Origin of the sequence: Pseudomonas sp. URIL14HWK12:I12 (assembly GCF_003097135.1) — a bacterium.
In the GTDB taxonomy this organism is placed as follows: Bacteria; Pseudomonadota; Gammaproteobacteria; order Pseudomonadales; family Pseudomonadaceae; genus Aquipseudomonas.
This window is the reverse complement of sequence record NZ_QEQL01000001.1, coordinates 1,106,065-1,127,061: the sequence shown is the minus strand read 5'-3', so window position 1 is coordinate 1,127,061 and position 20,997 is coordinate 1,106,065. Positions and strand designations below refer to the sequence as shown.

The 20,997-nt window shown below is 63.4% G+C and carries 19 protein-coding genes; 10 read left to right on the top strand and 9 right to left on the bottom strand.

Annotated features, from left to right (window positions below):
• Positions 1-52 precede the first annotated feature (52 nt).
• Positions 53-835 (top strand): helix-turn-helix domain-containing protein, encoded by a 783-nt coding sequence (locus F474_RS05290; protein WP_256577658.1) that lies wholly within the window; start codon positions 53-55, stop codon positions 833-835.
• Between the two features lie 195 nt (positions 836-1,030).
• On the opposite strand, the gene fabF is transcribed toward F474_RS05290, so the two are convergent.
• From fabF to F474_RS05270, 4 genes are all read right to left on the bottom strand, one after another.
• A complete protein-coding gene (fabF, locus tag F474_RS05285) occupies positions 1,031-2,320 on the bottom strand; it encodes a beta-ketoacyl-ACP synthase II (RefSeq protein WP_097083591.1) in 1,290 nt (429 codons plus the stop codon).
• A gap of 49 nt (positions 2,321-2,369) precedes the next feature.
• Entirely contained in the window at positions 2,370-5,450 is a 3,081-nt protein-coding gene (locus F474_RS05280) for an efflux RND transporter permease subunit (protein ID WP_097083592.1), read from the bottom strand.
• Positions 5,447-6,547 (bottom strand): efflux RND transporter periplasmic adaptor subunit, encoded by a 1,101-nt coding sequence (locus F474_RS05275; protein ID WP_371916109.1) that lies wholly within the window; start codon positions 6,545-6,547, stop codon positions 5,447-5,449. Before F474_RS05275 ends, F474_RS05280 begins: the two co-directional genes overlap by 4 nt.
• Positions 6,548-6,627: 80 nt before the next feature.
• Complete coding sequence (locus tag F474_RS05270; protein WP_097083594.1) at positions 6,628-7,242, bottom strand: TetR/AcrR family transcriptional regulator; 615 nt, start codon at positions 7,240-7,242, stop codon at positions 6,628-6,630.
• 90 nt (positions 7,243-7,332) lie between these two features.
• On the opposite strand from F474_RS05270, the gene F474_RS05265 reads away from it, so the two are divergent.
• Positions 7,333-8,796 carry an efflux transporter outer membrane subunit gene (locus F474_RS05265; protein ID WP_097083595.1) on the top strand — a complete coding sequence of 488 codons (1,464 nt, stop codon included), beginning with the start codon at positions 7,333-7,335 and terminating at the stop codon, positions 8,794-8,796.
• Positions 8,797-8,916: 120 nt separating this feature from the next.
• Here F474_RS05265 and F474_RS05260 read toward each other — a convergent pair whose 3' ends face one another.
• Both F474_RS05260 and F474_RS05255 read right to left on the bottom strand, forming a co-directional pair.
• Positions 8,917-9,306: a glyoxalase superfamily protein gene (locus F474_RS05260; protein ID WP_097083596.1), complete on the bottom strand. Its 390-nt coding sequence runs from the start codon at positions 9,304-9,306 to the stop codon at positions 8,917-8,919.
• Positions 9,303-9,617 carry a hypothetical protein gene (locus F474_RS05255; RefSeq protein WP_097083597.1) on the bottom strand — a complete coding sequence of 105 codons (315 nt, stop codon included), beginning with the start codon at positions 9,615-9,617 and terminating at the stop codon, positions 9,303-9,305. Before F474_RS05255 ends, F474_RS05260 begins: the two co-directional genes overlap by 4 nt.
• A gap of 30 nt (positions 9,618-9,647) precedes the next feature.
• Between F474_RS05255 and F474_RS05250 the strand changes: the two genes are divergently transcribed.
• Genes F474_RS05250 through argE form a run of 4 tightly spaced genes read left to right on the top strand, consistent with a single transcriptional unit; the run spans position 9,648 to position 13,222 of the window.
• Positions 9,648-10,919, top strand: coding sequence for an NAD(P)/FAD-dependent oxidoreductase (locus F474_RS05250; protein WP_097083598.1), 1,272 nt, complete (start codon positions 9,648-9,650; stop codon positions 10,917-10,919).
• A gap of 31 nt (positions 10,920-10,950) precedes the next feature.
• Positions 10,951-11,367 (top strand): RidA family protein, encoded by a 417-nt coding sequence (locus tag F474_RS05245; protein WP_097083599.1) that lies wholly within the window; start codon positions 10,951-10,953, stop codon positions 11,365-11,367.
• 20 nt (positions 11,368-11,387) lie between these two features.
• Entirely contained in the window at positions 11,388-12,065 is a 678-nt protein-coding gene (locus F474_RS05240; RefSeq protein WP_097083600.1) for a DUF1028 domain-containing protein, read from the top strand.
• On the top strand, positions 12,062-13,222 hold the full coding sequence (gene argE, locus F474_RS05235) for an acetylornithine deacetylase (RefSeq protein WP_097083601.1): 1,161 nt from the start codon (positions 12,062-12,064) through the stop codon (positions 13,220-13,222). The genes F474_RS05240 and argE overlap by 4 nt, the downstream gene beginning before the upstream one ends.
• On the opposite strand, the gene F474_RS05230 is transcribed toward argE, so the two are convergent.
• The 3 genes from F474_RS05230 to F474_RS05220 all read right to left on the bottom strand — a co-directional run bounded on the left by F474_RS05230 (position 13,212) and on the right by F474_RS05220 (position 16,529).
• Positions 13,212-14,123, bottom strand: coding sequence for a LysR family transcriptional regulator (locus F474_RS05230; RefSeq protein WP_097084266.1), 912 nt, complete (start codon positions 14,121-14,123; stop codon positions 13,212-13,214). The two genes, argE and F474_RS05230, sit on opposite strands and share 11 nt — an antisense overlap.
• A 176-nt stretch (positions 14,124-14,299) precedes the next feature.
• Entirely contained in the window at positions 14,300-15,493 is a 1,194-nt protein-coding gene (locus tag F474_RS05225; protein WP_097083602.1) for a DUF2252 family protein, read from the bottom strand.
• Positions 15,494-15,623: 130 nt separating this feature from the next.
• On the bottom strand, positions 15,624-16,529 hold the full coding sequence (locus F474_RS05220; protein WP_097084267.1) for a LysR family transcriptional regulator: 906 nt from the start codon (positions 16,527-16,529) through the stop codon (positions 15,624-15,626).
• A gap of 347 nt (positions 16,530-16,876) precedes the next feature.
• On the opposite strand from F474_RS05220, the gene F474_RS05215 reads away from it, so the two are divergent.
• The 4 genes from F474_RS05215 to F474_RS05200 all read left to right on the top strand — a co-directional run bounded on the left by F474_RS05215 (position 16,877) and on the right by F474_RS05200 (position 20,993).
• On the top strand, positions 16,877-18,388 hold the full coding sequence (locus F474_RS05215; protein WP_097083603.1) for an amino acid ABC transporter permease/ATP-binding protein: 1,512 nt from the start codon (positions 16,877-16,879) through the stop codon (positions 18,386-18,388).
• Between the two features lie 35 nt (positions 18,389-18,423).
• Positions 18,424-19,296, top strand: a complete 873-nt coding sequence (locus tag F474_RS05210; RefSeq protein WP_097083604.1) for a phytanoyl-CoA dioxygenase family protein — start codon at positions 18,424-18,426, stop codon at positions 19,294-19,296.
• Positions 19,297-19,329: 33 nt separating this feature from the next.
• Positions 19,330-20,163: an ABC transporter substrate-binding protein gene (locus tag F474_RS05205; protein WP_097083605.1), complete on the top strand. Its 834-nt coding sequence runs from the start codon at positions 19,330-19,332 to the stop codon at positions 20,161-20,163.
• A 98-nt stretch (positions 20,164-20,261) separates the two neighbouring features.
• Positions 20,262-20,993: a class II aldolase and adducin N-terminal domain-containing protein gene (locus tag F474_RS05200; protein WP_097083606.1), complete on the top strand. Its 732-nt coding sequence runs from the start codon at positions 20,262-20,264 to the stop codon at positions 20,991-20,993.
• The last annotated feature ends 4 nt before the right edge of the window (positions 20,994-20,997 follow it).

The following is a 20,997-nucleotide window of genomic DNA, read 5'->3' as shown; positions in this document are numbered from 1 at the left end:
GTAATCATGATAAGACTACCTCGAATATGACATTGGATAACGTAAGCCAGCCATGAACCGGGCATTTATGCCGCTGTTGGCGATAGAGCAACGCGACCCGGCGACCCGCGAAACGGCGCCTCACACTCATGCGGCAGGCCAACTAATCGCAAGCCTTGCCGGCCTGCTCTCCGTCAGCACTGATGGCGGCTCATGGGTAGTGCCTGCTAGCCATGCCATTTGGATACCGCCCCGTGTTGCGCACGCGATGAAGTCACATGGCGCATTTGCAGGAGCGATGGTGTATATCGCGGAGCAAGAGTGCGCGAACCTGCATCGAATGCCATGCACATTCAGGGTCAGCAGTTTGCTGCGCGAAGCGGCAAGCCGCGCTGCGTCCTGGGGACAACCGCCTCGCAGTGAAATGGAATTGCGGGTTGCCGCTGTCATCGTGGATGAAATCGCGACCTCCCCCCCTGAACCCATCGGCCTGACGCATCCTGATGACCCGCGCTTGAGGCGTATCACCGATGCCATACTTGCCCAGCTCGATGACAACAGATCACTTGAGGATTGGGCTGCTGGATCAGGTATGGCGCCTAGAACACTTGCCCGGCGCCTGGTTGCTGAAACCGGTTTTTGTTTTTCTGAATGGCGACAACGTGCACGCACGTTGCGCGCTATTCAATTACTGGTCGAGGGGAGGTCAGTGACGACAACCGCGATTGAGCTTGGCTACGAAAACATCAGCGCTTTCATTGCAATGTTCCGCCGGATAACGGGTGTGACGCCCGGGCACTATGCACGGGCGCAGACACTAATCAGCAAAGAGGCAATTTCTGGATCAAATCGATGAATGTATGAGCCCCAGGCTGGCCGAAAGCGCTTTGTTGCTACTGGCTGCAACCGACTTGGGCTGCAATCGCATCTTATAAATTGGATGAACCTGGACCTGTGACCAAGGTTGCTCGGGTACCAACGCAGCCTTTCTGTCGTTCACGAGATCAGGAGAGCGTCAGCCCGCGCTCGCGTGCGGACACAGCCAGTCTCGTCATGCGCCCTCCCAGCGACGAAACAGCACGCTGGCATTCACCCCACCGAAGCCGAAGCCATTGGAGAGCGCATGGGTGATCGACATCGCCCGGGCGTTCAGCGCGACCAGATCGAGCCCCGCGGCGGCGGCGTCCGGGCTGTGGAGATTGAGGGTTGGCGGTGCGATCTGGTCACGCAACGCAAGCACGGTAAAGATCGCTTCGATCCCGCCGGCGGCCCCCAGCAAATGGCCGGTGGCGGACTTGGTCGAGCTGATCGCCACGCCGGCATTGGCACCGAACAGCGCCTGAATAGCCGCAAGCTCACCCTTGTCACCTACCTGTGTGGAAGTGGCGTGAGCGTTGATGTGCTGCACCTGCTCAGGCTTCACGCCTGCCTGCTGCAGCGCCTGTTGCATAGCGCGGCGCGCGCCACCGCCATCCTCGGGGCCGGCGGTAAGGTGATAGGCATCGGCGCTGGTGCCGTAACCCACCAGCTCGGCCAGCGGCGTAGCACCGCGCAGCAGCGCGTGTTCAAGGGACTCGATCACCAGTAGCCCGGCGCCTTCGGCCATGACGAACCCATCGCGGTCACGGTCGAAGGGACGCGACGCCTCTTGCGGCCGTTCGGAAAACCCGGTCGACAAAGCCCGAGCAGCCGCGAAGCAGCCCAGGGTAACGCGGTCGATCACCGCCTCCGTGCCGCCACACACGGCGATATCGGCTTCGCCACTTCTGATCAGCCGAGCCGCATCGCCAATGGCTTGTATGCCGGCCGCGCAGGCGGTAACCGGTGCACCGAGCGGGCCCTTGAAACCATGGCTGATCGATACGTGCCCCGATGCCATGTTGGCGAGAAACGAGGGCGCGGTGAATGGCGACAGCCGGCGTGGCCCACGCGTATCGGTGATGCGCACGGCCTCGGCCATAGCGCCGAAGCCGCCGACCCCCGATGCAATGATCGTCGCCGTACGCTCCCGCGCTTCTTCGGTGTTTGGCTGCCAACCCGCTTGGTGCAAAGCCTCGTGCGCGGCCAACAGTGCGAACTCGATGAAGCGGTCCATCTTCTTGCGTTCCTTGGCTGCGATGACAAGATCGGGTTGGTAGCCAGCGATCGCGTCCTCCTCCTGCGTGGGCACTTGGCCGCCGGCCGTCACCCCTGTGCCTTCAGTGATGGCCAACGGCAGCGTACGAATGCCCGAATGCCCTGCAAGCAAACGTTGCCACACCGTTTCGGTCCCGCAGCCCAGCGGACCGACGATACCGACACCGGTTACTACGATGCGCTTGTGGTTTTGAGAATGGATCATTGCAGCCTCTCAGGTTGGCGGCGGGCAGTTGAGCACTGCTCGCATTGAATCAAGCATGTGCTTGGTGCATCTGGTTGCTCGGGCGGATCCTGAACCAGATGGCGTACATTGCCGGCAGGAACACCAGCGTCATGATGGTGCCGACGAAAGTGCCGCCAATCAGGGTGTAGGCCAGGGTGCCCCAGAACACCGAGTGCGTGAGCGGAATGAAGGCGAGGATCGCCGCCAGTGCCGTCAACAGCACCGGGCGGGCGCGATGCACGGCGGCCTCGACGACTGCCTGGAACGGATCGAGCCCCTCGCGCTCGTTGTGGTGGATCTGCCCGATCAGGATCAGTGTGTTGCGCATCAGGATCCCTGACAGCGCGATCAAGCCGACCAAGGCGTTGATGCCGAACGGCTGCTGGAACAGCAGCAACACGGGCACCACGCCTATCAGGCCGAGCGGTGAAGTGAGAAACACCATGACCATGGCCGAGAGCGAGCGCACCTGCAGGATGATGGTCAGCAGCGTCAGTGCGATCATGATCGGCAGCAACGGCGCGATCGCCTTACTGGCCTTGCCGGACTCCTCGATGGCGCCAGCCATCTCGATGCGATAGCCGGCCGGCAACGTCTCGATGATCGGTTGCAGGTCTTTCCAAACGGCCGTGGACACGTCCGGCGGCTGCAGCCCCTCGGCAATGTCGCCGCGCACGGTGATGGTCGGCGTGCGATCACGGCGGCGCAGGATGGGGTCCTCCATGCGTACACTCACCTCGCCGACCTGGGACAGCGGAATGCGCTGGCCCGCTGAGCCAACGAGCGTGAAACCTTCGATCTTCGCCGGGTCGAGGCGAATGTCTCCTGCCGCGCGACCGACCACCTCCACCGAACGGATGTCCTCGCGCACCGAGGTGATCGGCACGCCGCTGAGCAGGAACTGCAGCTGCTGCGCCACGGCATTGGAGCTCAAGCCAACGGCCTGCAGACGATCCTGGTCCAGAGAAAAGTGCAGCGTTGGCACCCGCGGGCCCCAATCGGCGTTCACCGTGCGCATCATCGGGCTGCTCTGCAACACGGCCTGCACGCGGTCGGCGATTTCGCGCAGCTGCATGGCGTCGGGGCCCATTACCCGGTAAGCCACCGGGTACGGTGAGTAGGGACCGAACACCAGTTGGGTGACGCGTACCCTGGCCTCGGGCGCCAGCCCTGCGGAGGCTGCCTCGCGGATGCGCAGTTTCAGCGCTTCGCGGGCTTGCTGGCTGTCGGTCAGCACCACGATCTTGGCAAACGAAGGGTCGGGCAGCTCCGGCGCCATGGCCAGGAAGAAGCGCGGCGGGCCTTGGCCGATATAGCTCGTGACGATCCTGGCTTCCTCCTGCTCGCGCAGCCACGATTCGACCTTCACGGCCGTGGCGTTGGTCTGCTCGATGGACGTGCCATAGGGCATCTGCAACTCGACCAGCACTTCTGGGCGGTCGGAGGTGGGGAAGAACTGCTTCTTCACCAGCCCCATCCCCAGTATTGCCACCACGAACGCGGCAATCACCACCCCAGCCACCACCCATTTGTGCGCGATGACGTGCCCCAGCAGCTTGCGAAAGCGGTTGTAATGACGTGTGTCGTAGATGGCCGCATGGCCGCCCTCGACCTGCTTAAGGTCGGGCAGCAGTTTCACGCCCAGATAGGGCGTGAACGCCACGGCCACCACCCAAGAGGCGATCAGCGCGATACCGACGATCCAGAACATGTTGCTGGTGTACTCACCGGCAGTGGACTGCGCGAAGCCGTTGGGCATGAAGCCGGTGGCGGTGACCAACGTACCGGAAAGCATCGGCGCCGCGGTGTGGCTCCAGGCGTAGGCCGATGCCCTGATGCGGTCGTAGCCTTCCTGCATTTTCACCACCATCATTTCGATGGCGATGATGGCGTCGTCCACCAGCAGGCCAAGGGCGAGGATCAGCGAACCCAGGGTGATGCGATCGAAGTTCTTACCGGTGGCAGCCATTACTACGAAAACGATGGCCAAAGTCAGTGGCACGGCGGCAGCTACTACCACGCCCACGCGCCAGCCCATGCTGAAGAAACAGACCAGCATCACGACCAGCAGGGCGACGAAGAACTTGACCATGAACTCATCCACGGACGAGCGGATGTTGACCGCCTGGTCGGTGACCTTGTCCAGCGTCATGCCCAGCGGCATGGCGTCATTGATCTTCGCCGTTTCCGCATCCAGCGCCGCGCCAAGATCGAGGCCGTTCCAGCCCTCGCGCATCACCACGCCAAGCAGCAGCGCAGGTTCGCCACCATTGCGCACCATGAAGGTGGCGGGGTCCTCGTAGCCACGCTCCACAGTTGCCACATCAGCCAGTTTCAGGGCCCGGCCCGGCACGGCGATCGGTGTATCACGGATCTTCGCCAACGTGTCGAACGCGCCATCCAGGCGCATCACCACTTGCGGGCCGGAGGTTTCCACCGAGCCAGCTGGCGTCAGGGCGTTCTGGTTGTTGAGTGCAGCGAAGATGTCTTGTGCAGTCACGCCCAGCGTCGCCAGCCGATCATGGGAGAAGGACACAAAAATGCGCTCGGCCTGTTCGCCGATGATGTTGACCTTCTTCACCCCCGGCACATGCAGCAGGCGCTGACGCAACGACTCAGCCTCGCGTACCAGTTGGCGCTGCGGTTCGCCCTTGGCCTTCAGGGCATACACCGCAAAGGTCACATCCGAGAACTCATCGTTGATCATCGGCCCGATGACGCCAGCCGGCAGGTTCCTGGCTTCGTCCCCGAGCTTTTTGCGGGCCTGGTAGAACTCCTCCTGCACCTGCGAAGGCGGTGTGCTGTCGAGCAACGACACCAGGGTAAACGCCAGGCCCGCGCGGGTGTAGGTTTCGCTGCGGTCGTACCAGCGCAGCTCCTGCATGCGCTTCTCCAGCGGTTCGGCGACCTGATCCTGCATTTCCGTTGCAGTGGCGCCTGGCCAGGCGGTGATGATGGTCATCTGCTTGACGGTGAAGGGCGGATCTTCGGCGCGCCCCAACTGGAAGAAAGCCAGCGTGCCAGCCAGGGCGATCAGCAGAATGAGAAACAAGGTGATGGCCCGCTCGCGAACCGCCAGTGCCGACAGGTTGAAACGGCCTTGGCTCATGGCTGGCTCCCGGCGACTACAGGCACCTGCGCAACGTGCACTTTCTGATTGTCATGCAACAAGTGCACGCCCAGCGCCACCACCTGCTCGCCTGCGCTCAGTTGGCCCTCGACTCGCGCGGCCTGTCCGCCGACCCCAACAACCCGCACCGGGCGCCAAGTTACTTTCGTTGGCTCGCCAGCGACCACCCAGACACCGGGACCATTGCCCGGATCGTACAGCGCGGCGGCAGGCACCTGCAGCGCCTGGGCTGCATCGGTCGCCACCGCAATATCGAGAGTGATGGTAGCGCCTAGGGGAGCATTGGCCAGCGCGCCGCCGAGCACGTAACGAGCCTCGAAAGTACGCGTGGTGGCATCGGCAGCCTCCGAAAGCAGGCGCAGCCTGGCCGCAACCGAGGCGCTGGTGCTGCCATAACGGGCGGCCTGAGCGGTCGAGCCCTGCGCCGGTCGCAGGGTTTCGGGCAGGTGCACGATGGCTTCACGCTGCCCTGCACGGGCCAGCCGGACCACTGCCTGCCCGGCACTGACCACCTGGCCAGGCTCTGCCAGGGTATCCATCACCACACCGTCGGCATCGGCCAGCAATGCGGCGTAACCGGTGGCGTTGCGCGCGACATCGGCTTGAGCCTGCGCAGCACTGAGCTGCGCCCGGGCGGAATCGGCAGCAGCCTTTATCTGATCGTAGGTCGAGGCCGATATCGCCCCGGCAGCGATCAGCCCTCGGTAACGGGCTTCGTCGTCAGCCGTCTGCCGGGCCCGCGCCCGAGCCGATGCGACGGCCTCTTGCTGCGCCCGCGCCTGCAGCTGCAGGTCGACGGGGTCAAGGCGCATCAACAGCTGCCCGCGCCTGACCGTTTCACCGGTGTCCACCAGGCGCTCCAGCACCTTGCCCGGCACGCGAAAGCCGAGGTCGCTCTGGGTACGCGCGACCACCACACCTGTGAAGGAACGAGCGGCCCCGGATGCCCGCTCGACTGCAGCTACCCGAACCAGTGGCGGCTTGTTGCGGGGGTCTTTCTGGACAGACGAATCGCCGCACGCCGCAAGGACCAGCGGCAGCAGGCAAACGGCAAGAATAGTGGGCACGAGGCGCATGGGTTCCATCACTCAAGAGCATTTCAGGAACCGCATTTTTAAACCAGTGACCAATATTGTCAATGGTCACAGTGGCGAAGCTAGGGAGCTAGACTGCGTAATATCAGCGCCGGCAGATGCGCCGCAGCATCTTCAGCGTTGTCTAGGTTGTACTGCAGCTGGGCCGAATTGACGTAAGGCCGCAGGATCAGAAAGATGGCGTTGGTGGTTTCATCCAGAGGTGTCTTGCGCTCGAATTCCCCCCTTTCGCGGCCCTCGAGGAGGATCTGCTGAATCAGCTCACGTATGCGCAGCTCGTGCGCCTTGACCGACGGCCACTGGTCGCGCGAGGCCACCGCAGCAATGTCGTAGAGTTTGCGATCATGGAAGAAGAGATCGCTGCCAGCCTCTGAAATTGCTCGAAAAAGGCGTCTCAGCTTCTCCGAGGCACTCGGCGCATCGGCCAGTGCCGCTTCGACGATGCCCATGATCATCGCCAAGCGATTGGTGCAGATCACCCCACCGATCGCCTGCTTGGAGTCGAAGAATTTATAGATATAAGCCTTGGAAAAGCCAATCGCCTTGGCAAGGTCCGAAACTGTAGTTTTCTCATAGCCGTAATGGCCGAAATGCTGAGTCGCAGCGTTGATAATCTGGTCGCGGATCTCGTGATCCTGCGGCCCGCGGGTGGTTGAGGTGTTCATGTCGTCGTTCATGCTTAGAGCTTAACTCCGCGAGGGGCTGATTGACAGTTAGTGACCAATCTATAATATAGTCACAGCTTATTTTCACCTATGAGAATACCCATGCCTGCCCTGCGTACCTTTGCAATCGTGATCAGCACCAGCCTGGCGGCGGGGTGCGCAGTCGGCCCCGATTACCATCGCCCGGATGCCCCACTGGCCAACCATTACCTCGGGCAGGCCGCCGTGGAGCGGCGAGCCGCCCCGGCACCCGCCAGTTTCTCCCGCTGGTGGCAGGGTTTCGGCGACGCCCAGCTGAATTCATTAATCGACGAAGCCCTGGCGCAGAACCTGGACATTGCCCAGGCCCGGGCCCGCGTCCAGCAAGCCCGGGCTGGCCTTGGCGCCGCCAACGCGGCGCTGCGGCCTTCGGCGACGGTCAACGGCCAGGCCGCACGTGCGTATCAATCGCTAGAAACGCCCCTAGGTCGGGTGCTGGACGCCACGCCCGGATACGACCGCTATGGTAATAGCTACGAGGCCAACCTCGAAGCGAGCTGGGAGCTGGATATTTTTGGCGGCCTGCGCCGAGGCAAGGAAGCCGCCCTAGCGGACTATCAGGCATCCGAAGCCGGCGTCGTCGCCACGCGGCTGGCGATCGCCGCGCAAACCGCCGACATTTACAACAGCATCCGTGGCCTGCAGGCACGCCTGGTGATTGCCGAGCGACAGGTCGCGGCCCAGCAAGCATTGCTGGAGAAGGTACGCCTGCTGCACGCGCGCGGCCTCGCCGCCAACTATCAGGTGCAACAGACTGAAGGCGAACTCTCGCAAGTCAGGGCCAACGTGCCAGTCTTACAGACAGGCCTGGATGCGGCTATGAACTCGATGGACGTGATGCTTGGCAGCGCGCCGGGGGCCCACCGCCCCAAACTCGCTGACGCAGGTGCCATTCCACGCGCGCCACAGCTAGCGGCGATGGGCACGCCCGCCGACCTGCTACGTCGCCGGCCTGACCTGATCGCCGCAGAGCGCCGATTGGTCGCTGCCAATGCGCGCATCGGCGAGGCGATCAGCGAGTACTACCCGAAACTCTCGCTCAGTGCGCTGCTGGGCAGTGCCACCACCCAAAGCGGCAACCTGTTCAGCGCCGGCGCCGCGCAATCGGCCGGCGTGTTGGGCCTGCGCTGGCGGCTGTTCGATTTTGGGCGTATCGACGCCCAGATCGACGGGGCCAAGGGCCAGGAAGCCGAAGCCGTCGCGGCCTATCGCCAGTCGATACTTCGTGCCTGTGAGGACGCGGAAAACGCCTTCTCCGCGTTGGTCAATCGCGACACCCAAGCGGCAGAACTGGTGGCAGCCGAAACATCTCTAGCAAGCGCCAGGCAGTCTTCGTTCACTGCTTATCAGAACGGTGCCGCTAGCCTGATCGACGTGCTTAACGCCGACCAAACTTTGCTGCGCACCTCCGACGCCAGAGCGCAAGCCCAAACCGAATCTGCAAGAGCCGCCATTGCAGTCTTCAAGGCGTTGGGCGGTGGTTGGAATTCCGAACAACTAGTGGGTGACCGCGCCGTTCCGAGATGAATAGCCAAAGTCTGCTCCTGGCCGATAGCAGTATCCTGTGAGCGTCCGCTATCGGCCAAACCTCACCAACCACAACACGCCCCTCCCACCATTTCTTGCCATCTCAAAGGCTCACCTTAATCAATCCTCATAAAACCGCAGCCGGTTACCGAACGGGTCCGCCACTTCCAGCGTGCGCCCCCACCCCTGGTCAACGATCTCCGGCCGCGCATAGCCGTATTGCTTGGCCTGCAGTTCATCACGCAGGGCTTCCAACCCTTTTACCGGGATCAGCACGGTCGCCCCAGGGCAGGCATCGCCGTGGTGCTCGGAAAGGTGCAGCACCAGAGGCCCTCGGCGGATGCCAAGGTACAGGGGCAGGGTGGGTTCGTAGCGGTGTTCGAATTCGATGCCGAAGCCGAGAAAATCCAGGTAGAACTCGCGCGCCTTGGCTTCGTCGAACGAGCGCAGCACGGGCACTGCCCGGTCTAAGGTCACGGCGGGCGGGCGCCCGGTAGGGGAGGTTGTCATCGTTCCGTTCTCTGATAAACGTCGCTAAAGCTGCGCACCTTGTAGCTGAGCTTGCCGGTCTGCACAACGATCGTTTTGGCGAACATATCGCCCAGGCGCAGGCGGCCCTCCACAACTATCCAGAGTGCGTCGAACACGAAGGCGCTGGTGGCGTTGCGGTTCGCCGCCTGGTAGAGCGTGCAGGGGCGCAGTGTGCCGTCGGACATTGCGCTGCTGGCGCTATGTTCCCCGCTCGCGATGTTTTTCCTATAACCCCACCACATATTTGCTGCTTCCGCCCCTCGCGCAGCTTCGGCCAAGATCGGCGCCATTGAGCACGTTCTTTCGAAGGAGGGCTTTCGATGCCCCTGCACGACACTGAAATCGATACCCTGGTGGTCGGCGCCGGCCAGGCTGGCATCGCCATGAGCGAGCACCTGAAAAACCATGGCGTGCCGCATCTGGTGCTGGAGCGCAGCCGCGTGGCTGAAGCCTGGCGCAGTGGCCGCTGGGATTCGCTGGTGGCCAACGGCCCGGCCTGGCACGACCGCTTCCCTGGCCGCGATTTCGACATCGCGCCGGACGGCTTTGCCGGCAAGGAGCAGGTGGCCGACTATTTCGAAGCCTATGCCGCGCAGATCGACGCGCCCATCCATACCGGGGTGGAGGTCAAGCGGGTCACCCGCAATACCGGCCGGCCGGGTTTTACCGTAGAAACGTCTGAAGGCACGCTGCAAGCACGCCGCGTCGTGGCAGCTACCGGGCCCTTCCAGAAGCCGGTAATCCCCCCCATCGCGCCTGCGCTGCCGAACCTGTACCAGATCCATTCAGCGCAGTACTTCAACCCCCAGCAGCTGCCGGAGGGTGCAGTGTTGGTAGTGGGCGCCGGCTCCTCTGGCGTGCAGATCGCCGAAGAGCTGATGCGCGCCGGGCGCCAGGTGTACCTGTCGGTAGGGGCCCATGACCGCCCGCCACGTGCCTATCGCAACCGTGACTTCTGCTGGTGGCTGGGGGTGCTCGGCCTCTGGGACACCGAAACCCTGCAACCCGGCCGTGAACACGTGACCATCGCCGTAAGCGGTGCGCGTGGCGGCCACACCGTGGACTTTCGCCGCCTGGCGCTGGAGGGCATGGTGCTGACCGGCCTGACCCAGGCCTTCGACGGCCATACCGTGCGCTTTGCTCCAGACCTCAACGAGAACCTCGACCGGGGTGATGCCAACTACCTTGCGGTGCTCGATGCGGCGGATGCCTGGATCGAACGCAACGGCATGGACCTGCCGCTTGAGCCGCAGGCCCGCGAGCGCGTGGCCGACGCCGCCTGCATCACTGCCCCCTTGCACGAGCTGGACCTGGCAGCGGCCGGCGTCAGCACCATCATCTGGGCCACCGGTTACGCCACTGACTACAGCTGGCTGCAGGTCGACACGTTCAAGGACAACGGCAAGCCCAGCCATCAACGTGGGGTAGGGCGGGAGCCGGGGATCTACTTCGTTGGCCTGCCGTGGTTGTCGCGGCGCGGCTCGGCATTCATCTGGGGCGTGTGGCACGACGCCAAGCACGTGGCCGGGCACATCGCCACCCAACGCCAGTACCAGCATTACCGCGCTGCAGACGAAGCGGCCAGCCGCTGACTTTCATTGTTTTCGATCAGGAGCGCCAACCATGGCCAGCCCCACCCATACTCGCATTCGCATGTTCAACACCAAGGACACCTACCCCAACCAGAGCCTGGACAACGATCTCTGCCAGGCCGTGCGTGCGGGCAACACCGTGTACGTACGGGGCCAGGTGGGCACCGATTTCGATGGCAACCTGGTGGGCCTGGGCGACCCGGCGGCACAGGCCGAGCAGGCCATGAAGAACGTCAAGCAACTGCTTGAAGAGGCCGGCAGCGACCTGTCTCACATCGTCAAGACCACCACCTACCTCATCGACCCGCGCTATCGGGAGCCGGTGTACCGTGTGGTCGGCCAGTGGCTCAAGGGGGTGTTCCCGATCTCCACCGGCCTGGTGGTCTCGGCCTTGGGCCAACCGCAGTGGTTGATGGAAATCGACGTGATCGCCGTAATCCCTGACTGAGCCGCCCCTGGAGCCTTGCCATGACCTTTTCCATCGCCGCCCGATGCGACCACACCGGCCAGTTGGGCATCGCCATCAGCTCTTCGAGCATCGCCGTGGGCGCTCGCTGCCCTTGGCTGCGCCCCGGTGTGGGCGCGGTGTCATCGCAGAACATCACCCTGCCGGCGTTGGGCCCTGAAGCCCTGGACTGGCTCGAACAAGGCCTGGCCCCGGCCGAGGCACTGAGCAAGGCGCTGGAGCGCAATGGCTTTGGCCAATACCGGCAAATTACCGCCATCGACCACCTGGGCCGCACTGCGCACTTCAGCGGGGCCAATACCTTGGGCACCCACAATGCCCTGAGCGGCGAGCAGTGCGTGGCCGCAGGCAACATGCTGGCCAGCGCCGACGTGGTGCCGGCCATGGTGCAGGGGTTCGAAAACGCCCAGGGCCACTTGGCCGAACGCTTGCTGGCGGCAATGCAGGCCGGCAGCGCCGCAGGCGGCGAGGCGGGGCCGGTGCATTCAGCGGCCCTGGTGGTGGTGGGCGAGCTGACCTGGCCGATCGTCAACTTGCGAGTCGACTGGGCCGAGCACGACCCGATCGGTGAGCTGGGCAAGCTCTGGCGTGCCTACCAGCCGCAGATGCAGGACTACATCGACCGCGCACTGAACCCGGCCCAGGCCCCCGGTTACGGCGTGCCGGGGGACGATCGATGAGCAGCGCCCGCCAGTTGCTGGCCGAGCTGGTGGCGTTCGATACCACCAGTCGCGAATCGAACCTGGCACTGATTCACTTCGTGCGCGATTACCTGGCAGGCTTTGGCGTGGCCAGTGAGCTGGTGCACAACGACAGTGGCAGCAAGGCCAACCTGTTCGCCACCGTAGGCCCTGCCGAGGTGCCTGGTATCGTGCTCAGCGGCCACACCGACACGGTGCCGGTGGACGGCCAGGCCTGGACGTACCCGCCCTTCAGCCTGACCGAAGCGCAAGGCCGGCTCTACGGGCGCGGCACCGCGGACATGAAAGGCTACATCGCCTGCGTGCTGGCGCTCGTACCGGCGCTGGCCGCTGCACACTTGCAGCGCCCGGTTCACATCGCGCTGTCATTCGACGAGGAAGTCGGCTGCCTGGGGGTTCGCTCGTTGCTCGCGGTGCTGCGCGACAAACCGGTGCGCCCGCTGCTGTGTGTGATCGGCGAGCCGACAGAGCTCAAGCCGGTGCTGGGCCACAAAGGCAAGCTGGCGATGCGCTGCGACGTGCAGGGCTTGGCGTGCCATTCGGCCTATGCCCCGCAGGGGGTGAACGCCATCGAGTACGCCGCGCGGCTGATCGCCGAGCTGAGCCGGTTGGGCGAGGCGCTCAAAGTGCCGGCCCTGCACGATGCGCGTTTCGATCCGCCTTACTCTACCGTGCAAACCGGGATGGTCAGCGGCGGCAAGGCGCTGAACATCGTGCCGCAGGATTGCCGTTTCGATTTCGAGGTGCGTTCACTGCCAGGCACTGATCCCTGGCAGGTGGCTGAGCAGTTACGGGCCTACGCCGAGCAAGCCCTGCTGCCGGCGATGCGCGCGGTCGGCGGGCAGAGTGATATCCGTTTTAGCGAGCTGTCCAGCTACCCAGGCCTTGCCACTGATGCGCAAAGCCAGGCTGCACAGTGGCTGGCGCAGTTCTGTGGCTCGCGGGAATTCGGCACGGTGGCCTTCGGCACCGAAGGCGGGCTGTTCGATGAAGCGGGCGTGCCGACGGTGGTGTGCGGGCCCGGCAGCATGGCCCAAGGGCACAAACCCGACGAGTTCGTCAGCCTGGCCCAGCTCGACGCCTGCGACGCGATGCTGGCGCGGGTGCTGGCGTTCGCCTGCCAGCCTAGCGTTTGAGCCGGCTGAACTCACTCACGCAATGCTCCACGAACAGCTGCGCTGGGCGGGTCAGCTGCGCCCGGCGCAGCCATGCCGCCGCCAGGCCTGAACCGGTGACGGTTTCGGCCAGCGGTACACAGGCGACCTCGCGGCCGTCATAGCTGTAGTCGGCGAAGGGCCGGGTCACCAGGATCGAGAACCCAAAGCCCTGTGCAACCATGCCGCGCACCATCTCGATCGAAGGCGAGCTGAAGGTGATGTGTGGCGTCAGCCCGCGCTCGGTGAAGATGCTCATGAAGTAGGTGCGGCTGGGCAGGGTGTCGAGCAGGATCATCGGTTCCAGCACCAGGTCTTGCAGCGACACCTGCGCCTGGCCGGCGAAGCGGTGGCCGGCTGGCAGCAACGCGTAGGGTTGCTGCGGCGGCATCAACGGGGTGGTCTCGATGCTCGGGTCGAGGTCGTGTTCGAAAAGCATGGCCAGGTCGATGCTGCCGCCGGTGAGGGCCTGGATCAGCTCCTGCTGGTCGCCGTCGCGGATGCGAACCTCTACCCCCGGCCAGCGGGCTCGAAAGCCTGCGATCAGCATCGGCAGGTAGAGCGGGGCGACCGTTTCATAGCAGCCCACGTCGATCTGCCCGGCCACTACGTCGTTGTCGGCCAGTGCGTTCTGCTCGAACTCATGCGCCATGCGCAGCAGCGCCTGGGCCTTGCGGTAGAAACGTGCACCGGCCGGCGTCAGTGCCATGCCATTGGTGTGCTGGCGAATGAACAGCTGCACGTTGAAGCTTTCTTCAAGCTGGCGGATGGCCGTGGAGACCGACGGCTGGGCGATGTATAGCTTTCGCGATGCCTCAGCGACGCTGCCGCATTCGACCACGGCGGTGAAGTACCTGAGCTGGCGAAGGTTGTAGGCGGCCACGCAAAGCCTCGGCTGCTGAAGGTGGGCCCGGTGGGCGGGCAGCATGCCGCGTGACACCTGCGGCGCTCGTTCATCGCATCGCCCGGCGAGCCGGCACCTGCTTCAGGTGCCGGTGCGGCCCTGCGGCGCAACGAGGCTGAGGTTACCGGTTGAGGCTCATCACAGGCAAACCCGAGTCACTCCTTGGCGTCTGCCAATGCAAAGCGCCGGCAGTGGTTGAGGTAGGCACGCTCATGGTCGCCCACCAGCTGTACCACGCTGGTCCACAGCCACGATGGGGCGTCGAGCGTGCGCGTGCGATTGCCCTGCAGCTCTTTCATCCAGGCCACCCGGGTGGCCATGTCCATCTGCCGCGCATGGGCCTGGCCCACCACCTCGGCAAGGTAGCCGGCGGCCGCGACGGCTTCGTGCTGGGTCAGTTCGTCCAGCTCCAGCTTCATGTCCTGAGGCAGCAGCTCACGCACGAAGAAAGAGTTCTCCAGCAGCCGGGTGGCGACCATTCGATTGCCCAGCCCCGGCGACAGCTGCCGCGCGCCTTCGACCACACGCTGGCCGTTGTCGCGCGGCATGCGTGCCCGCGGCACCCGGGGCGCCGCGGCTGCGATCGCCTGCTTGACGTCGAGCAGGCAGTAATCCTGGTCGCGTTCGTCGCCTACGCCCAGCAGCACAGCGTAGCGGCGCAGGCCCAGGGAGCTGCAGCCTTTTACCCAGTAAGCCGAGTCCAGCAGCTCGACTTCGTCGTCCGGTGAGCGACCTTTGAGCGATGTCACCAGCGCGTGGATTTCAGGGGTCTTGCACAGGGCCTTGATCGCACTGCGCTCATCCTTGGCCAGCGCCCAGAAGTGTTTGCCCAGCTCGATGGTTGGCTTGCCCCCTTCGAGCCGCTCCTTGGCCAGGTGCTTCCACGTACGGCGCACCGCGCTGCGCATGCCGGCCTTGACCTGGGCGGGGCGCTCGGGCTCTTGCTCAACGTTGTGCTCGAACGCCAATTCGTAGCCGCGCATCATTTCTTCAAGCATCAGCGCCGTGATCACACCGGGCAGGTCCGAGCCGCGCGCGGCGGTCGCTAGCGATAACGCCAGGCGCACCAGGTCGTGTGCGGGGTTGCCGATCACGGTCTGGTCCAGGTCACGGATGTGGATGTCGATTTTGCCTTTCAAGTCGCCGGTCGGCCCCAGGTTCCCGGCGTGACAGTCGCCGCAGATCCACACCGCCGGCCCCTGTGGCAGGCGCCGGCCAGGCTGGCTGTGCAGCCATTCATAGAACTGCACGGTGCTGCCTCGCACATAGGCATGTGCCGAACGGGCCATTTTGAGGTTGCGCAGGTGGGTCAGGGGGGCGAGGCGTTGGTCGGGGCGGGGTGTCTTCATGACGTGGCCTTGTGAACTGTGAGCGGTTGACCTTTGGCCGCTGCGCTTGTTTCAAATTGTTGCGGCGCCATGACAGCTCTACATTCGCCCCTGGGCTTCGCGTCGCTCAGGCAGTGGGTGAGGCCGCAATCTATTGCGCGGAGAGGTCTGCCTGCCGGCAGTATTCAATGAACAACCGCGTGGCACGGGTGGGCTCGGTGTTGCGCAAGTAGACCATCACCAACGTGGAGGCAGGCATCTGGTCTTCGATGTCCACCTGCGCCAGGTGGGTGCCATCGTAGGTCACGTCGGTGCGCGGGCGGGTGACCAGTACCGAAAAGCCCAGCTCGCGGCCAACCATGCAACGCACCATCTCGATCGAAGGCGAGCTGTAGGCCACCTTGGGGTAGTAGCCGTTTTCGCGAAAGATATCGATGAAGTAGTTACGGCTAGGCACCACATCCAGCAGGATCATCGGTTCCTGGCTCAACGCCTTCAGGGTAACGCTGGGCTGCTGCGCCAGTGGGTGGCTGGCCGGCAACAGTGCATAGGGCCTGTGCGGGGCATTCAGCGCTTCCTTGACGATGGAGTTGCCCAGCTCCAGGTCATACATGAACGCCAGGTCGAAGCGGCCGCGGTGCAGCCCCAGCATCAATTCATGCTGCTCGCCGTCATACAACTGTAAGGTGATGTCCGGGTACTGTTTCTTGAAGCCGGCCACCAACTTCGGCATGTACAACGGCGCGGCCGATTCGAAACAGCCAATGGCAATGGTGCCTGACACCAATTCATTCTCGGTGCGCGAATTTTGTTCGAGCTCTTCGGAAAGCCTGAGTAACTCCCGGGCTTTTTCATACATGCGCCGGCCACTGGGCGTCAGCGATACGCCCTGGGCATGGTGGCGAATCAGAAGTTGCTGGTCGAGCGCCTCTTCTAGGTTTTTGATACCCACAGAAATGGACGGCTGTGATACATGCAGTTTACGTGCAGCCTCGACGATGCTGTCTTCTTCCACCACGCTCACGAAATACTTCAGTTGCTTCAACGTGAAATGCATCGGCTGCTCTGCTGATAAAAAAAGCCTTTCCAGAAAAAGGCTCTGAATAGCGTATGTGTATGCAAGCGAGTAACGTGCCAGTTTGATAAGCATTTTAAAATCAAGCAGTTATGATTTTTTTGGGCTTATTGATAGCTATCATAAATGCACCATCAAACAGCCTACTTACCCGGGCTGCCCCAAAACCGTGCGCCGCCCGTCTGCTTAGGCTTTTCCTATTCAAAACTCGAAAATTTACTAATTGACGCTTATATCCCTCAACTCCCATTCTGTTTTCAACCCGTGAAACGGCGCACCCTGAAAGCCGCCACGTTGCCTACCCGATCACCTTGCCGAGCGATGCGATTATGACCTTCGATTGGAATTACCTGATGGGTCTGCTCAGCTATGAAGCGTTCTGGCTGGCGACTTGGACGGTCATCAAACTGAGTGTGCTCACCTGGCTGATCAGTATTGTGCTGGGCTTTGCACTGGCATTGGCCAAACAATCGCCACGGGTGTATCTAAGTGCGCCTGCCCGCAGTTACATCTGGTTTTTCCGCAGTGTGCCCTTGCTGGTGTTGCTGATCTTCACTTACAACTTGCCGCAGGCGGTTCCGGCCACTTCGGCACTGCTCAGTGACCCGTTCTGGGCGGGGCTGATCGGCATGGTGATCTGCGAAACCGCCTACGTCGCGGAAATCCATCGCGGTGGCTTGCTGTCGATTCCCAAGGGGCAGGGCGAAGCGGCCCGCGCACTGGGCCTGCGCTTTCTCGGCACTCAATGGCGCGTTGTGATCCCCCAGGCGCTGCGGGTGGCACTGCCATCGCTGACCAATGAATTCATCTCGATCGTCAAGCTCAGCTCGCTGGTCTCGGTGATTTCCCTCACCGAAATCCTGATGGTCGGCCAGCGCCTGTATTCGCAGAACTTCCTGGTGATGGAAACCATGACGGCTGTGGCGTTCTACTACGTGCTGATCGTCACCTTGTTCGATTTCTTGCTCAAGCGCCTGGAAGTGTTCCTCGACGTCGCCCAGCGCAAGCCGCGCAAGGCCCCCGGCGTCGAAGTGCTCGACGGCAGCGCGGCGCCCCGGCCGCGCCCGTTGCCGGCCGGCAGCGGCCCTGCACTGCAAGCCACTCGGCTGCACAAGGCCTACAACAATGTCGAGGTCCTCGGCGCGGTCAGCCTGGCGATCCAGCCCGGGGAAGTGGTCTCGGTGATCGGCCCCTCGGGGTCGGGCAAAACCACGCTGATCCGCCTGCTCAATGGCCTGGAGCGCATCGACAACGGCGAGATCCAGGTCAACGGCCAGCCGTTCATCCACCTGGCCCGGCGCGGCGCGCAGAAGCCGCAACTGATCGAACACAGCGAGCACCGCCTGAACATCGGCATGGTGTTCCAGAGCTTCAACCTGTTCCCCCACCTGACCGTGCTCGACAACCTGCTGCTGGCCCCGCGGTACCACCGCCTGGCTCCGGCCGCCGAGTTGCGCCAGCAGGCCTTCGCGCTGCTGCACAAGGTGGGCATGCTCGAGCACGCCTACAAGTACCCCCAGCAACTGTCTGGCGGCCAGCAGCAGCGCGTGGCGATCGCCCGCGCATTGATGATGCGCCCTCAGATCATGCTGTTCGACGAGCCGACCTCGGCGCTGGACCCAGAGAAGGTCAACGAGGTGCTGCAGGTGATGGAAACCCTGGCGCAGGAGGGCATCACCATGGTGATCGTGACCCACGAGATGAACTTCGCTTTCAAGGTGTCCGACCGCATCGTGTTCATGGAAAAAGGCCGGGTGGTGTGCGATGACGCCCCCGCTGCACTGCGTGCCGGCCAGCATGCGCGGGTGCAGGATTTTCTCAAGGACGTGTCCCTGGCCTGACCCTTCTATCTTCAAGGTTGCCCACAGGAACTCACATGATTACCCAAGCGCAGATCGATCAGTTTCACGAGCAAGGTTTTCTGGTAGTGGAAGGTGTGCTCAGCGCCGCCGAAATCACCGAGCTGCAGGGGGATTTCGACCGTTGGGTGCAAGACAGCCGTAGCCAGACCGCCGCCTGGGGCCAGACCCAGGACGGGCGCCCGCGCTTCGACGTAGAGAGCGACCACCGCGCCGACCACCCTTCGCTGCGCAGGGTGGCCTCGCCCACCGAAATCTCCCCCGCCTATGCCCACGCCGGGCTGCATTCGCGTATGGCCGCCGTGGCCGCGCAACTGATCGGCGGCACGGGTACGCGGTTTCACCACAGCAAGATCAACTCCAAGCTGCCACACACCGCAACCCAGGTGAAATGGCACCAGGACTTTCTCTTCACCCCGCACAGCAACGACGACATCGTGACGGCGCTGCTGATGGTCAGTGACGTCACCCCAGAAAACGGCCCGCTGCAGGTGATCCCCGGTAGCCACCAAGGCCCGCTGTGGTCGCACTGGCAAGACGGGCGTTTTACCGGCGCGGTTGAAGCGGCGGTGGAGCAGGCCCATTGCCAGGCGCCGGTTGCCTGCTTCGGCCCCAAAGGCTCGGTGTGCTACATGCACACGCGCCTGCTGCATGCGTCGGCGCCCAACGAAACCGAACACCCGCGCACGCTGTTCATCAGCGTGTATGCCGCCGAAGACGCCTTGCCCTTCGGTGAAAACCCTCTGCCCAGCGAGCACGCAGGGGTGATGGTTGCGGGCCAGGAAAGTGGCTTGGTACGCAGCACCGCCAACCAGATTCGCCTGCCGCAGAAACCACGCGGCGCCTCGTTCTTCGTGCAACAAGCCGGGCAAGACCTGGCCACGGCCTGACACCAATCACTGATCGTTTAGCGGGGAATCGGCATGAACAGCATCAAACGTATCGCTCGCCCACTGGCTCTGGGCGCCATGGGCGCTGCCCTGGCCCTCGCGGCCCAGGCTTCGCAGGCATTCCAGCAACCCGGCAAGATCGTCGCCGGCTCCGACCTGACCTTTTTCCCCTATGAGTACATGGACAAGGACACCCCGGCCGGCTTCGACGTCGAGCTGCTCGATGGCCTGGCCAAAAGCATGGGGCGCACCGCGCAAAACATCGACACGCGCTTCCCGAACCTGATCACCGGCCTGCAAGGCAACCGCTTCGACATCATCAACTCGTCGATGTATATCACCGCCGAACGCCTGAAGGTGATCGACATGGTGCCGTATCTCAAAAGCGGCGACTCGATCCTCTCGCTCAAGGGCGCAGCCTATCAACCCAAGGTGCCGGAGGACTTCTGCGGGCACAAGATCGGGTCGATGGGGGCCACCTCCTGGTTGGCGCAGGTTCGCAAGCTGTCGGACGAGTACTGCGTCAAGAACGGCAAAGGCGCTATCGAGGTGAGCGAGTTCGCCACCGACCCACAGACCACCCAGGCGCTGCTGGCTCATGCCGTCGAGGCGCAGATCACCGATGCCGCCGTGGCGCGCGGGGTGATCGACAAGCTTGGCGGCAAGGTGCAGGTCTCGTCAGATACGCTGATCTACCCAGTGCTCAATGGCTTTGGCGTGAAGAAGGGCAACGATGAGGTGAAGACGGCGCTGGAGCAGGCCCTGGCCAGCTACAGCAAGACCCCGGAATACGCCGCGCTGCTGAAGAAGTACAACTTCCAGGCGCCCACCGAGGCCGATATCGCCCAGATGATGCCTAAACCCTGAGGCGTTTGTTTCAGGTAGCAGGTTTATGCGGTGGGAGGGCGGCAAGCCGCCCTCCCACCCGTCTACGCCTTTCTGAAAGGCCATTGCCGGAGTACCCCATGCCGCTGTCCTTCGAAGAACAAACCCGCGTCGACCTGGCCGCCTGCTTTCGCATCATTGCCCACTTGAACCTGCACGAAGCGGTGGCCAACCATTTCAGTGCCGCCGTATCCGCCGACGGTAAACGATTTCTGCTCAACCCCAAGTGGAAGCACTTTTCCCGCATTCGCGCCAGCGACCTGTTGCTGCTCGATGCCGATGACTCAAGCTGCGCCGAGCGCAACGATGTCGACAGCACCGCCTGGTCGATCCACGGGCAGATCCACCAGCGCCTGCCGCAGGTCAAGGTGGTGCTGCACCTGCACCCGGTCTACACCACGGCGGTGGCTTGCCTGGCCAACCCGCACATCCCGCCGATCGACCAGAACACCGCCCGCTACTTCAACCGCGTGGCGGTGGACGAACTGTATGGCGGCATGGCCGACACCGTTGCCGAGGGCGCACGGCTGGCCGGGTTGCTGGGCGACAAGAGCCGCTTGTTGATGGGCAACCATGGTGTGATGGTCACCGCACCTACCGTGGGAGAGGCGTTCGATGACATCTGGACCCTGGAGCGGGCCTCCCAGATCCTGGTTACTGCCTGGTCGACCGGCCAGCCGTTGAAGGTGCTGGCCGATGACGTGGCGGAGAAGACCGCGCGAGACTGGTGCAAGATCGCCGACTTCTCGCAGCGGCATTTCGAGGAGATGAAGCAGATGATGATCGAGCAAGACCCTTCGGTGCTGGATTGAGCGC

Coding starts and splice junctions, on each gene's coding strand:
- F474_RS05290 (WP_256577658.1), top strand. CDS start 53: ATGAACCGGGCATTTATGCCGCTGTTGGCGATAGAGCAACGCGACCCG.
- fabF (WP_097083591.1), bottom strand. CDS start 2,320: ATGATCCATTCTCAAAACCACAAGCGCATCGTAGTAACCGGTGTCGGT.
- F474_RS05280 (WP_097083592.1), bottom strand. CDS start 5,450: ATGAGCCAAGGCCGTTTCAACCTGTCGGCACTGGCGGTTCGCGAGCGG.
- F474_RS05275 (WP_371916109.1), bottom strand. CDS start 6,547: ATGCGCCTCGTGCCCACTATTCTTGCCGTTTGCCTGCTGCCGCTGGTC.
- F474_RS05270 (WP_097083594.1), bottom strand. CDS start 7,242: ATGAACGACGACATGAACACCTCAACCACCCGCGGGCCGCAGGATCAC.
- F474_RS05265 (WP_097083595.1), top strand. CDS start 7,333: ATGCCTGCCCTGCGTACCTTTGCAATCGTGATCAGCACCAGCCTGGCG.
- F474_RS05260 (WP_097083596.1), bottom strand. CDS start 9,306: ATGACAACCTCCCCTACCGGGCGCCCGCCCGCCGTGACCTTAGACCGG.
- F474_RS05255 (WP_097083597.1), bottom strand. CDS start 9,617: ATGGCGCCGATCTTGGCCGAAGCTGCGCGAGGGGCGGAAGCAGCAAAT.
- F474_RS05250 (WP_097083598.1), top strand. CDS start 9,648: ATGCCCCTGCACGACACTGAAATCGATACCCTGGTGGTCGGCGCCGGC.
- F474_RS05245 (WP_097083599.1), top strand. CDS start 10,951: ATGGCCAGCCCCACCCATACTCGCATTCGCATGTTCAACACCAAGGAC.
- F474_RS05240 (WP_097083600.1), top strand. CDS start 11,388: ATGACCTTTTCCATCGCCGCCCGATGCGACCACACCGGCCAGTTGGGC.
- argE (WP_097083601.1), top strand. CDS start 12,062: ATGAGCAGCGCCCGCCAGTTGCTGGCCGAGCTGGTGGCGTTCGATACC.
- F474_RS05225 (WP_097083602.1), bottom strand. CDS start 15,493: ATGAAGACACCCCGCCCCGACCAACGCCTCGCCCCCCTGACCCACCTG.
- F474_RS05220 (WP_097084267.1), bottom strand. CDS start 16,529: ATGCATTTCACGTTGAAGCAACTGAAGTATTTCGTGAGCGTGGTGGAA.
- F474_RS05215 (WP_097083603.1), top strand. CDS start 16,877: ATGACCTTCGATTGGAATTACCTGATGGGTCTGCTCAGCTATGAAGCG.
- F474_RS05210 (WP_097083604.1), top strand. CDS start 18,424: ATGATTACCCAAGCGCAGATCGATCAGTTTCACGAGCAAGGTTTTCTG.
- F474_RS05205 (WP_097083605.1), top strand. CDS start 19,330: ATGAACAGCATCAAACGTATCGCTCGCCCACTGGCTCTGGGCGCCATG.
- F474_RS05200 (WP_097083606.1), top strand. CDS start 20,262: ATGCCGCTGTCCTTCGAAGAACAAACCCGCGTCGACCTGGCCGCCTGC.